The 12,408-nt window shown below is 67.2% G+C and carries 10 protein-coding genes; 3 read left to right on the top strand and 7 right to left on the bottom strand.

Translation table 11 applies throughout. From position 1 onward, the window contains the following. Window positions 1-519: 519 nt before the first annotated feature. The 7 genes from FR943_RS22225 to FR943_RS22195 form a co-directional block, all read right to left on the bottom strand. Complete coding sequence (locus FR943_RS22225) at window positions 520-939, bottom strand: ester cyclase (RefSeq protein WP_217160412.1); 420 nt, start codon at window positions 937-939, stop codon at window positions 520-522. Window positions 940-1,153: 214 nt separating this feature from the next. Continuing rightward, window positions 1,154-1,921: an enoyl-CoA hydratase family protein gene (locus tag FR943_RS22220; protein WP_217160411.1), complete on the bottom strand. Its 768-nt coding sequence runs from the start codon at window positions 1,919-1,921 to the stop codon at window positions 1,154-1,156. A 13-nt stretch (window positions 1,922-1,934) separates the two neighbouring features. Further along, a complete protein-coding gene (locus FR943_RS22215; protein ID WP_217160410.1) occupies window positions 1,935-3,092 on the bottom strand; it encodes an acyl-CoA dehydrogenase family protein in 1,158 nt (385 codons plus the stop codon). Further along, window positions 3,092-5,026: an ATP-binding protein gene (locus tag FR943_RS22210; protein ID WP_217160409.1), complete on the bottom strand. Its 1,935-nt coding sequence runs from the start codon at window positions 5,024-5,026 to the stop codon at window positions 3,092-3,094. Before FR943_RS22210 ends, FR943_RS22215 begins: the two co-directional genes overlap by 1 nt. A gap of 8 nt (window positions 5,027-5,034) precedes the next feature. Continuing rightward, complete coding sequence (locus FR943_RS22205; protein ID WP_217160408.1) at window positions 5,035-6,630, bottom strand: acyl-CoA carboxylase subunit beta; 1,596 nt, start codon at window positions 6,628-6,630, stop codon at window positions 5,035-5,037. Then, window positions 6,627-7,787, bottom strand: a complete 1,161-nt coding sequence (locus FR943_RS22200; protein WP_217160407.1) for an acyl-CoA dehydrogenase family protein — start codon at window positions 7,785-7,787, stop codon at window positions 6,627-6,629. Before FR943_RS22200 ends, FR943_RS22205 begins: the two co-directional genes overlap by 4 nt. Beyond that, window positions 7,784-9,484 (bottom strand): acyclic terpene utilization AtuA family protein, encoded by a 1,701-nt coding sequence (locus tag FR943_RS22195; protein ID WP_217160406.1) that lies wholly within the window; start codon window positions 9,482-9,484, stop codon window positions 7,784-7,786. Before FR943_RS22195 ends, FR943_RS22200 begins: the two co-directional genes overlap by 4 nt. 278 nt (window positions 9,485-9,762) lie before the next feature. Between FR943_RS22195 and rpmF the strand changes: the two genes are divergently transcribed. The 3 genes from rpmF (at window position 9,763) to FR943_RS22180 (ending at window position 12,263) form a co-directional block, all read left to right on the top strand. Next, on the top strand, window positions 9,763-9,936 hold the full coding sequence (gene rpmF, locus FR943_RS22190; protein WP_003885704.1) for a 50S ribosomal protein L32: 174 nt from the start codon (window positions 9,763-9,765) through the stop codon (window positions 9,934-9,936). A 157-nt stretch (window positions 9,937-10,093) separates the two neighbouring features. After that, complete coding sequence (locus FR943_RS22185) at window positions 10,094-10,780, top strand: response regulator transcription factor (RefSeq protein WP_217160405.1); 687 nt, start codon at window positions 10,094-10,096, stop codon at window positions 10,778-10,780. Between the two features lie 4 nt (window positions 10,781-10,784). Further along, on the top strand, window positions 10,785-12,263 hold the full coding sequence (locus FR943_RS22180) for a HAMP domain-containing sensor histidine kinase (protein ID WP_217160404.1): 1,479 nt from the start codon (window positions 10,785-10,787) through the stop codon (window positions 12,261-12,263). Window positions 12,264-12,408 lie beyond the last annotated feature (145 nt).

The raw sequence follows: 12,408 nt of genomic DNA, 5'->3' as shown, positions 1-12,408 counted from the left end.
CCTTCTCGGCGGAGCCACACGGATGGGGAATTTCGATGAGCGTCAGTGGGGAATTTCAGTGAGCGCGGTCAGTCGAGCGTGTTCGAAATATCCGAGCACTTCGCCCCCGACCACCCAGTCCCAGACGGAGGGTTCGTCGCGTCGGCGGCCTTCGACCGAGCCGGTGAATTCGCGTCAGGCCTGCGAACTGAACACGACAGGGCGATGGACACGCTCTACTACGGGACCAATCCGCCGACCTTCGACGATGTGATCGACCGCGTGCAGGAATGTGCTGAACTGCTCGATCCCCACCGATAGATTTCAGGATTTGCGCTTGAATTAAAGACGTCTCCAAGCGGTTCTTTGTCGATCACCGCCAATTCGGCATCGCTGTACTCTGTGCGGATAAACGGGCTTGAAGGGACCGCGCCGCCTGATTATGGCGACACCAATTGCGCCGCGGTACGGCGCGGAATAGCGAACTGGACTTCAGGCGTGGAGGTGGTTGGGGCCGCGCACTCCTGAGCTGTCCTGCTATCACGCAGGCGTCGTCTGTTGCGCTCCCGCGGGGATCAGGCCGAGCTGTTGCAGCATGCCGAGAGTGTCCCAGGTGACCCAGTTCTCGGCGATCTTGCCGTCGGCGAATCGCGTGGTATCGGTCAGGTTGATCCGGCAATGCTTACCGGTGGCTGCATGCCCCATGATCTCGCCGGTGTTGTCGCCCTGGGCTTCGAGCAAGGTGCAGACGTGGTCGCCTTCGGCGATCTGCTTCTTGACGTCGAACTTCATGTTGGAGAACGATTTCCGGTACATCTCGAACAGGCTCTTCATGTGTCCGGGGCCGCGCTGATCCCCGAACGGATCCTGGGTGTCATGGAAGGCAGCGTCCTCGGCGACGAGATCATCGAGCTCGTTGAGGTCGCCGGAAACGAATAGCTCCCATACGCGTCGTGCCATCGCTTTGTTCTGATCCTCGGCCATGATCCGGGCCTTTCGAGAGGTAACCGCACGGCAGATAACGTCCGCACAAAAAACGGTAGAACCGCGGCCGCTGATCCGACAGCCACGCTGCTGCGTGTGTTGTCACTGGCAATTACCGGATGACCCGCACACCCCGGTTGACCTGCGCAGTCCGTGATCCTGCCACCGGCCGATGGCGTCGCTTCGGCTGTCAGCTCATCCAGCTCGGCGGGCGCTTCTGCAGAAACGCCATCATGCCCTCGCGTGCCTCATCGGAGACGAACAGCTGCGCCGACTGGCGGGTGAGATCCTCGGCGAGCGCATCGAACCCCCGCAGGATCGACGCCGTGGTCAGGGCCTTCGACGTGGCCAGCCCCTGCGGTGACCCCTTGGCGATCTCGGCCGTCAGCGCCTCCACCGCCGCCGGCACGTCGTCGGCGGCCATGGTGATCAGTCCGATTGCCGCTGCCTCCTCGGCGCCGAAGCGCTCCCCGGTGACGAAGTAGCGGCCGGCCGCTCGCGGCGACATCTTCGGCAGCAAGGTCAGCGAAATGATCGACGGCGCAACACCGATGCGCGCCTCGGTCAAGGCGAAAGAGCTCTGCGGCCCCGCGACGACGATGTCGCACGCACCGATCAGGCCCATACCGCCGGCCCGGACATGTCCGTCGATCGCGCCGATCACCGGCACCGGCAGCTCCAGGATCGCCCGCAGCGTCTTGGTCATCTCCCGGGCCCGATCCACCGCGATATCCCCGGGATCCTGCCCGGCAGCTTCAGAGAGATCAGCTCCCGCACAGAAGGTTCCACCGGTGTGCCCGAGCACCACCACCCGCACCCGGGGGTCGGCGGCCGCGTCGTCCAGGCCCTGGTGCAACTGGGTCACCAGGGCCGTGGACAGTGCGTTGCGGTTGTGTGGGGAGTCGAGGGTGACGTGCGCGACGTGGCCCTCGACGCGGTAGTGAACGAGCTCGGACATCAGCAAGCCCCTGTCAGTAGGAGCGAGGCAGGCCGAGGGACGTCTGCGCGACGAAGTTCAGGATCATCTCCCGGCTCACCGGTGCGATGCGGGCCAACTTCGACGCGTTGACCGCGGCGGCGATACCGTACTCCTTGGTCAAACCGTTGCCGCCCAACGACTGCACGGCCTGATCCACCGCCCGCACCGAAGCCTCGCCGGCGGCATACTTGGCCATGTTGGCCGATTCGGCGGCACCGAAGTCGTCGCCCGAGTCGTACAGCGTGGCGGCCTTCTGCATCATCAGCTTGGCCAGCTCGATCTCGATGTGGTTCTGCGCCAGCGGATGTGACAGGCCCTGGTGCGAGCCGATCGGCACCTTCCAGACCTGACGGGTCTTGACGTAATCGACGGCCTTGTTGATCGCGAACCGACCCATGCCGACCGCCGACGCCGCACCCATGATCCGCTCAGGGTTCAACCCGGCGAACAGCTGCGCGATCGCGGCATCCTCCGAACCCACGAGTGCATCGGCCGGCAGCCGCACGTCGTCGAGGAACACCTGGAACTGGCTTTCCGGGCTGATGATCTCCATCTCGATCTTGGTCCAGTGCAGTCCCGGGGTGTCGGTGGGGATCACGAACAGCGCCGGCTTGAGGTTGCCGGTCTTGTGATCCTCCGTGCGGCCGACGACGAGCACCGCCTGCGCCTGGTCGATACCGGAGATGAAGGTCTTCTGGCCCTTGAGAACCCAGTCGCTGCCATCTTTACGGGCCGTGGTGGTGATGCGGTGGCTGTTGGACCCGGCGTCGGGCTCGGTGATGGCGAAGGCCATCGTGATCGACCCGTCGGCGATGCCGGGGATCCAGCGCTTCTTCTGCTCCTCGGTGCCGAACTTCGAGATGATCGTCCCGTTGATGGCGGGGGAGACCACCATCATCAGCAGCGCCGCACCCGAGGACGCCATCTCCTCCATCACCAGCGACAGCTCGTACATGCCGGCGCCGCCGCCGCCGTACTCCTCGGGCAGGTTCACCCCGATGAAGCCGAGTTTGCCTGCCTCGTTCCACAATTCGGTGGTGTGCTCGCCGGCGCGGGCCTTCTCCAGGTAGTAGTCCTGGCCGTAATTGGCGGCCATCGCGGCCACCGCCTGGCGCAGTGCCTTCTGTTCCTCGGTCTCGATGAAGCTCATCACTGTTCTCCTTCAGGTGTTTCCACGCGGGCAAGTACGGCGCCGACCTCGACCTGTTGGCCCGCGGCGACATTGAGTTCGGCCAACACCCCGTCTTCGGGTGCGGCGATGGTGTGCTCCATCTTCATGGCTTCCAGCCAGATCAGTGGTTGGCCGGCGGTGACGGTGTCACCGACGGCAGCGCCGACGCGGACGACCGATCCGGGCATGGGAGCCAGCAGCGAACCGTGTGCCACCGCCGAATCCGGATCGGGGAACCTTGGCAGCGCGGTGAACTGCACCGGGCCCAGCGGGGAGTCGACGAACACCTGGTCGTCGTAGACCGCCACGTCGAATGCACGCTCGACGCCGTTCACCGAGAGCACCACCCGTTGCGGCGTTGCCGACACGACCGAAACCCCGTCGTCGTCGGGTAACTCGACCCCGGCGCGGCTGAAACGGTAGCGCACTGCGACGTCGTCGCCCGCGGCGTCACGGTAGCTACGCGACTGATACCCCGACGCCAGGTTGCGCCAACCGCTGGGGGCGGGCGCGAAAGCGCGTGCGGTGGACCGGTTGTGGACGGAGTCGGCCAGTGCTGCGGCGATCGCCGAGAGCGTCACCGCGCCCGCATCGGCCAGCGGCGTGGCCAGCACATCGAGGCCGTGGGTGTCGAAGAACGCGGTGTCGGTGGCCCCGTCGAGGAACGCCGGATGGCGCAGCACGTTCACCAGCAGATCGCGGTTGGTGCGCAGGCCGTGGATCTTGGTGCGGGCCAGGGAAGCAGCGAGCACGGTGGCGGCCTGGCGCCGGGTGGGCGCGTACGAGATGACCTTGGCCAGCATGGGGTCGTAGAAGATCGACACCACCGAGCCGTCCTCGATGCCGGTGTCGACGCGGACCTGCTCGGGGACCTCGAACTTGTGCACCGTGCCGGCCTGCGGCTGCCAGTTCTTGGCCGGGTCCTCGGCGTACAGGCGGACCTCGATGGCCGAACCACGTGCGGCCGGCGGCTCGGGTTCGAGCCGGCCACCATCGGCGACCAGGATCTGCAACTCGACCAGATCGAGCCCGGTGGTCGCCTCGGTCACCGGATGCTCCACCTGCAGACGGGTATTCATCTCCAGGAAGAAGAAGTGACCCTGCTCGTCCGCCATGAACTCCACGGTCCCCGCACCGGTATAACCGATGGCCTCGGCAGCCAGGCGGGCCGCGTCGAACAACTTCTCCCGCATCCCCGGGGTGCGCTCCACCAGCGGCGACGGGGCCTCCTCGATGACCTTCTGGTGCCGACGCTGGATCGAGCACTCGCGCTCGCCGACCGCCCACACCGTGCCGTGCTCATCGGCCAGCACCTGCACCTCGACGTGATGACCGGCGGCCAGGTAGCGCTCACAGAACACCGTCGGATCACCGAACGCCGACTGCGCCTCACGCTGAGCGGCAGCAACTTCGTCTGCCAACTCGGACAGCTCACGCACCACCCGCATACCGCGGCCGCCACCACCGGCCGAGGCCTTCACCAGCACCGGCAGCTGATCGGCCGTCACCGTGGACGGGTCGAGCTCGGTCAGCACCGGCACCCCGGCAGCGGCCATCATCTTCTTGGCCTCGATCTTGGGGCCCATCGCCTGCACGGCGTTGACGGGCGGGCCGATCCAGGTCAACCCGGCAGCGAGCACCGCGGCCGCGAAATCAGGGTTCTCCGAAAGGAATCCATAGCCGGGGTGGATCGCGTCGGCCCCGGCGGCCTGGGCGGCGTTGATGATCTGCGCGGAATCGAGATAGCCGCTCGTGCCGTCGAGGCGCACCCGGGCATCGGCCTCGGCGACGTGCGGCGACCCGGCGTCAGGATCGGTGTACACCGCAACGGTGCCGATACCCAGGCGCCGGCAGGTCTCGAAGACCCGGCGGGCGATCTCGCCACGGTTGGCGACCAGAACTCTAGTGATCATCGAGCCGCTCACATCCTGAAGACGCCGAAGTTCGACGTCCCCTCGATCGGGCCATTCGCGATGGCAGACAAGCACATTCCCAGCACCGTTCGGGTGTCGCGGGGATCGATCACCCCGTCGTCGTACAGCCGGCCGGACAGGAACATCGGCAGCGACTCGGCCTCGATCTGAGCCTCGACGGCCGCCCGCAGCGCGGCGTCGGCGGCCTCGTCGACCTGCTGCCCGCGGGCCTCGGCGGCCGCCCGGCTGACGATCGAGAGCACCCCGGCCAGCTGGGTACCGCCCATCACCGCCGACTTCGACGACGGCCAGGCGAACAGGAAGCGGGGATCGTAGGCGCGGCCGCACATGCCGTAGTGGCCGGCGCCGTAGGACGCCCCGATCAGCAGCGAGATGTGCGGCACCGTCGAGTTCGACACCGCGTTGATCATCATCGAACCGTGCTTGATCATGCCGCCCTCTTCGTACTGCTTACCCACCATGTAGCCGGTGGTGTTGTGCAGGAACAGAAGTGGGGTGTCGGACCGGTTGGCCAGCTGGATGAACTGGGTGGCCTTCTGCGATTCCTCGCTGAACAGCACCCCGCGGGCGTTCGCCAGGATCCCGACCGGGTAGCCGTACAGCGTGGCCCACCCCGTCACCAGCGACGACCCGTACAGCGGTTTGAACTCGTCGAAATCCGAACCGTCGACGATGCGGGCGATCACGTCGCGCGGGTCGAACGGGATCCGCAGATCGGCCGGCACGATGCCGATGAGCTCGTCGGGGTCGAACAGCGGCTCCACCACCGGCGCGGGCGTCGGTCCCTGCTTGCGCCAGTTCAGCCGGGCCACGATGCGACGGCCGATCCGGATGGCGTCGAGCTCGTCGTTGGCCAGGTAGTCACCCAGACCCGATGTGCGGGCGTGCATCTCGGCCCCGCCCAGGGACTCGTCGTCGGACTCCTCGCCGGTGGCCATCTTCACCAGCGGCGGCCCGGCCAGGAACACCTTCGAGCGTTCCTTGATCATCACCACGTGATCGGACATGCCCGGCACATACGCGCCGCCGGCCGTCGAGTTGCCGAACACCAGCGCGATCGTCGGGATACCCGCCGCCGACAGCCGGGTCAGGTCGCGGAACATCTGCCCGCCCGGGATAAAGATCTCTTTCTGCGTCGGCAGATCGGCGCCACCGGACTCCACCAGCGAGATCACCGGAAGCCGGTTCTCCATCGCAATCTGGTTGGCGCGCAGGATCTTCTTGAGCGTCCACGGATTGCTGGTGCCACCCTTGACCGTGGGATCGTTCGCGACGATCAGGCACTCGACCCCTTCGACCGCACCGATGCCGCAGACGACGCTGGCGCCCACCGTGAAATCACTGCCCCAGGCGGCCAGCGGGCTGAGCTCCAGGAAGGGGGCGTCGGGATCCAGCAGCAGCTCGACCCGCTCACGCGCGGTGAGCTTGCCGCGACCGTGATGGCGGTCCACATACTTCGGCCCGCCGCCGGCCAGTGCCTTGGCGTGCTCGGCGTCGAGCTCGGCGAGCTTGGCCGTCATCACGTCGGCGGCTTCGGCGAACGCGGGGGAGCCGGCATCCAGGGTGGATTTAAGAGTGGTCATGACTGGAACCCCAATGTCTTTGCGGCCAGCGAGGTCAGGATCTCGGTGGTGCCGCCGCCGATGCCGAGGATGCGCATGTCCCGGTACTGCCGCTCGACCTCGGACTCGGCCATGTAGCCCATCCCGCCGAACAACTGCACGGCCGCATTCGCCACCCACTCGCCGGATTCCACCGCGGTGTTCTTGGCGAAGCACACCTCGGCGATCAAGTTTGGGCCGCCCGCCTGGCCCTCAGAGAGTTGCCGCTCGACGACGTTGCGGGTGTACACCCGGGCCACATCGATGCGACGGGCCATCTCGGCCAGCGTGTTCTGCACCGACTGTCGGGAGATCAGCGGCCTGCCGAACGTCTCGCGGTCGCGGCACCACTGCACGGTCAGATCCAGGCAGCGCTGCGCACTGGCGTAGGCCTGGGCCGCCAAACCGACCCGCTCGGAGACAAACGCCGCGGCGATCTGCAGGAAGCCCGAATTCTCCGTACCCACCAGGTTGGCCGCCGGCACCCGCGCATCGGTGTAGGACAGCTCGGCGGTATCGCTTGAGCGCCAACCCATCTTGTCGAGTTTGCGGCTCACCTCGAAGCCCGGCGTGCCCTTGTCAACCACGATCAGCGAGACCCCACCCGCGCCTGGGCCGCCGGTACGGGCGGCCGTGACGACGTAATCGGCCCGCACCCCCGAGGTGATGTAGGTCTTGGCGCCGTTGAGGATGTAGTAATCCCCGTCTCGAACCGCGCGGGTGGTGAGATGGCCGACGTCGGAGCCGCCGCCGGGTTCGGTGATGGCCAGCGACCCGATCTTCTCCCCGTGCAGCGTGGGCTTCACGTACGTCTCGATCAGCCGCTCATCACCCGAGGCGATCATGTGCGGCACCGCGATCCCGCAGGTGAACAACGAGGCGAACACCCCGCCGGGGCAGCCTGCGTAGTGCATCTCCTCGCAGATGATCAGCGAGTCGGCACCGTCGCCGCCACCACCGCCGACCGATTCCGGGAAGCCCGCACCGAGCAGACCCGCGGCGGCGGCCTTGCGGTGCAGCTCGCGGGGGAGTTCGCCGGTGCGCTCCCATTCGTCGACGTTGGGGAGCACTTCGCGTTCGGCGAAGGCCCGCACCGTCTTTCGTAACGAGTCGCGCTCAGGGGTGGTCCAGATACTCACGAAAGGAATTCCTCCGGGATGTCGAGGTGACGGCTGCGCAACCATTCGCCCAGCCCCTTGGCCTGTGGATCGAACCGGGCCTGGTAGGCCACGCCCTGGCCGAGAATGCCTTCGATCACGAAGTTCAGTGCCCGCAGGTTCGGCAGCACATGCCGGGTGACCGGCAGATCGGCCGTCTCGGGCAACAATTCACGAAGCCGCTCGACGGTCAGGGTGTGGGCCAGCCAGCGCCACTGCTCGTCGTCACGCACCCAGACGCCGACATTGGCCGAGCCGCCCTTGTCGCCGCTGCGGGCGCCGGCGATGGTGCCGAGCGCTGCGCGACGCACCGGCCCGGCCGGCAGCGGCTCGGGCAGATCCGGCTCGGAAACCGTTGCCAGCTCCAGGGTTTCGTCCGCCGGCGCAATGCCGACGCGGGTGCCGTCGGCGTGCACCGCGATGTGCGGCACCTCGGCGGCATCGACGTAGCCGGGCGTGAACACGCCGTACACCTGCCCGTCGCCGGGCGGTGCGGTGGTGGTGAAGCCCGGATAGCTGGCCAGCGCGAGTTCGACGCCGGCCGCCGAGAACTGGCGTCCCACGATGGCCGGATCCGGATCGCGCACCACGCAGTGCAGCAGCGCGCTGGCGGTCTCCTCGGTGTCGGCGTCGGGGTGGTCGGTGCGGGCCAGGGTCCAATCCAGTTCGGCCGGGCGGACTTTCAGGCCCGCCTCCAGCTGGCTGCGCACCAGCTCGGCCTTGGCCTCGATGTCCAGGCCGGTCAGCACGAACGTGGCGGCATTGCGGAACCCGCCGATGCTGTTGCACGACACCTTGAGCGTGGGTGGCGGTGCCTCGCCGCGTACGCCCGAGATGCGCACGCGATCGGGCCCGTCGGAGCTCAACTGCAACGAGTCCACCCGCAGTGTCACATCGGGATTGGCGTACCGGGCCCCGGTGATCTCGTAGAGCAGCTGTGCGGTGACGGTGCCGACGCTGACCTGCCCGCCGGTGCCGGCAGGTTTGGTGATCACCGCGGAACCGTCGGCGGCGATCTCGGCGATCGGAAAGCCCGGGCGGCTCAGATCTGGAATCTCGGCGAAGAAGGAATAGTTGCCGCCGGTGGCCTGGGTGCCGCACTCGATCACGTGCCCGGCGGCCACCGCCCCGGCCAGCGCGTCGTAGTCGGTGGCTTTCCAACCGAAGTGGGCGGCTGCGGGCCCGACGATCACCGACGCATCCGTGACCCGGCCGGTGACGACGACGTCGGCGCCGGAATTCAGGCAGTCGACGATGCCCCACGCGCCCAGGTAGGCGTTGGAAGCGAGGGGAGTGCCGAGCCCGAGTTCGGATGCCCGCCCCACCAGATCGTCCCCCTCGACGTGGGCGACGTTGACATCGAGGCCCAGGCGCTCGGCCAGGGCGCGCACCGCGGCGGCCAGCCCGGCCGGGTTCAACCCGCCGGCGTTGGCCACGATCTTCACACCCTGCTCCAGGGCCAGGCCGAGCGATTCCTCCAGCTGGCGCAGGAAGGTCTTGGCGTAACCGCGCTCGGGATCCTTGGCCCGGTCGCGGGCCAGGATGAGCATGGTGAGCTCGGCCAGGTAATCGCCGGTCAGGTAGTCCAGCTCGCCGCCGGTGAGCATGTCGTGCATCGCCGACAACCGGTCGCCGTAGAAGCCCGAACAGTTGCCGATTCGGACTGTTCCAGATGGCACGCGTACTCCCGTCAACGCTGAAACGACCAACCAACCGGTAGGTTAGCCGGTACCTCTGGTCTCGAGTCAAGGGGTGTTCCGGCCCCGGCGAATGCCCCGAGTGTGACGCAGGCGTCGTCGGGTCGGGGCGTGCAACGACGTTTGCGTCGCGTTCGACGAAAGAAGCCCGACACGTTTTGGAGCCGGTGCAGGTCAACCGTTACTCTGTAGTGCAGTCGTCGCCGCCGGCGAGTCGTTTCGAACGAGCGGCAACACCCCAAAGCAAGGAGATGCACGTCATGGCTGTGCCCAAGCGCAGAATGTCGCGCGCGAATACCCGTAGCCGGCGCGCGCAGTGGAAGGCCGAGGCCACCGGTCTGGTCGGTGTCAACGTTGCCGGTCAGCAGCACAAGGTGCCGCGCCGTCTACTCAAGGCCGCTCGTCTGGGCCTCGTCGACCTCGACAAGCGCTAGACCCCCGCAGACACTTCGTCAAAGAGCGCTACCCCGCGTGGTAGCGCTCTTTGTCGTGTCCACACCTGTCCTGCCTGCCCCTGGCCACGCAAAATGTTCGGCGAATTTGCGGCGCGCCTCTCAGTCCACTCTCAGATAGCAGGATGAAACTGTGCCTGTGCGCATACTTGTCGTGGACGACGATCGCGCTGTGCGCGAATCCCTGCGCCGGTCGCTTTCCTTCAATGGTTATTCCGTCGAGCTGGCCCAAGACGGGGTCGAAGCTCTTGACGCGATCGCCGCCGACCGGCCCGACGCTGTGGTTCTGGATGTGATGATGCCGCGGCTGGACGGCCTGGAGGTGTGCCGGCAGCTCCGCAGCACCGGCGACGACCTGCCGATCCTGGTGCTGACCGCCCGCGACTCCGTCTCCGAGCGGGTCGCCGGACTGGACGCCGGTGCCGACGACTACCTGCCCAAGCCGTTTGCGCTCGAGGAACTGCTGGCCCGGATGCGGGCGTTGCTGCGCCGGACCGTCAGCGACGACGGCACCGATTCCCAGAAGATGACCTTCTCCGATCTGACCCTGGACCCCGTCACCCGCGAGGTGACCCGCGGCCAACGCCAGATCAGCCTGACCCGCACCGAGTTCTCGCTGCTGGAAATGCTGATCGCCAACCCGCGCCGGGTGCTCACCCGCAGCCGCATTCTCGAAGAGGTGTGGGGATTCGACTTCCCGACCTCGGGCAACGCCCTCGAGGTCTACATCGGCTATCTCCGGCGCAAAACCGAGGCCGAGGGCGAGCCCAGACTGATTCACACCGTGCGCGGCGTCGGCTACGTGCTGCGCGAAACACCTCCCTGATGTGATGGCATTCAACGACAACACCGGTCCGCTCGCCGCGCCCGTCGCGCGCAACACCAGCTCACTGTCCTTGCGCTGGCGCGTGATGATGCTCGCGATGTCGATGGTGGCCATGGTGGTCGTGCTGATGGCCGTCGCCGTCTACGCCGTCGTGTCCCGCGCTCTCTACGACGACCTGGACAACCAGCTGCACAGCCGCGCCCGGCTGCTGATCGAGAGCGGATCGCTGGCCGCCGATCCCGGCAAGGCGATCGAGGGCACGGCCTACTCCGACGTCAACGCGATGCTGGTGATCCCCGGCCGCTCCATCTATACGGCCAACCAGCAGGGACAGATGCTGCCGCTGGGGCAGGCCGAGAAGGACGTCATCTCCGGTGAGCTGCTGATGTCGCTGCGCACCGCCAACCATCAGCGGGTGCTGGCGGTGCACCTGGCCAACGGCAGCTCCCTGCTGATCTCCAAGAGCCTGGCCCCCACCGGGCAAGTGCTCAGACGCCTGGGCACCGTGCTGCTCATCGTCGGTGGTGTCGGCGTGGTGGTGGCCGCCATGGCCGGTGGTGCGGTGGCCCGAGCCGGGCTCAGACCGGTGGGCAGACTCACCGAGGCCGCCGAGCGGGTGGCCCGCACCGACGATCTGCGGCCCATCCCGGTGGTCGGCAGCGATGAGCTGGCCCGGCTCACCGAGGCGTTCAACATGATGTTGCGGGCATTGGCCGAATCCCGGGAACGCCAAGCCCGGCTGGTCTCCGACGCCGGGCACGAACTGCGAACCCCGCTGACCTCATTGCGCACCAACGTCGAACTGCTGATGGCCTCGCAGGCCCCCGGTGCGCCGCCGCTGCCCGAGGAGGAGATGGCCGGCCTGCAGACCGACGTGATCGCCCAGATCGAGGAGCTGTCCACCCTGGTCGGCGATCTCGTCGACCTCACCCGCGACGACGCCGGCGGCATCACCTACGAGCCCGTCGACATGTCCGAAGTCGTGGACCGCAGCCTGGAACGGGCCCGGCGCCGCCGCAACGACGTCGAGTTCGACGTCGACGTCATCGGCTGGCAGGTGTTCGGCGACGCCCCGGGACTGGGCCGAGCCGTGCTCAACCTGTTGGACAACGCGGCCAAGTGGAGCCCGGCCGGTGGCCGCGTCGGCGTGCGGATGTACCAGATCGACGCCACCCATGCCGAGCTCGTGGTCTCCGACCACGGACCCGGTATCCCCCCGGAAGAACGCCGGTTGGTGTTCGAGCGGTTCTACCGTTCGGATGCCGCGCGGGCGATGCCGGGATCCGGCCTCGGACTGGCCATCGTGCAGCAGGTGGTGCTCAAACACGGTGGTGCGCTGCGGATCGACGAGACCGTGCCGGGCGGAAACCCGCCGGGGGCGTCGATCCACCTCGTTTTGCCGGGGGAGCCGATCCCACACTCCGCAACGACACACAGCCACCCGGTGGTCGGCGGGCACACCGTGGGCACGGACAATAAGTGAGAGAGTTGATCGGTCGGGGGACGGATCATGGATGGACCGAAATCTCTAAGTGGATTCTCAGTCCATCTGGGCAACCTCAATGCTCAGTGCTTCGTTTGACGAAGTGAGAGACACGAGGGTTGGACAGACGGGTCGGACGGGGCCG

The sequence above is a fragment of the [Mycobacterium] fortunisiensis genome (genome assembly GCF_019050325.1).
Taxonomy (GTDB): Bacteria; Actinomycetota; Actinomycetes; order Mycobacteriales; family Mycobacteriaceae; genus Mycobacterium; species Mycobacterium fortunisiensis.
Note: the sequence above shows the minus strand (reverse complement) of the source record. Positions and strands in the feature narration are given on the sequence as shown.

What these genes read in the sequence shown, in the direction of transcription:
- FR943_RS22210 (WP_217160409.1), bottom strand. Translation starts at nt 5,026, where the DNA reads ATGATCACTAGAGTTCTGGTCGCCAACCGTGGCGAGATCGCCCGCCGG.
- FR943_RS22220 (WP_217160411.1), bottom strand. Translation starts at nt 1,921, where the DNA reads ATGTCCGAGCTCGTTCACTACCGCGTCGAGGGCCACGTCGCGCACGTC.
- rpmF (WP_003885704.1), top strand. Translation starts at nt 9,763, where the DNA reads ATGGCTGTGCCCAAGCGCAGAATGTCGCGCGCGAATACCCGTAGCCGG.
- FR943_RS22225 (WP_217160412.1), bottom strand. Translation starts at nt 939, where the DNA reads ATGGCACGACGCGTATGGGAGCTATTCGTTTCCGGCGACCTCAACGAG.
- FR943_RS22180 (WP_217160404.1), top strand. Translation starts at nt 10,785, where the DNA reads ATGGCATTCAACGACAACACCGGTCCGCTCGCCGCGCCCGTCGCGCGC.
- FR943_RS22215 (WP_217160410.1), bottom strand. Translation starts at nt 3,092, where the DNA reads ATGAGCTTCATCGAGACCGAGGAACAGAAGGCACTGCGCCAGGCGGTG.
- FR943_RS22205 (WP_217160408.1), bottom strand. Translation starts at nt 6,630, where the DNA reads ATGACCACTCTTAAATCCACCCTGGATGCCGGCTCCCCCGCGTTCGCC.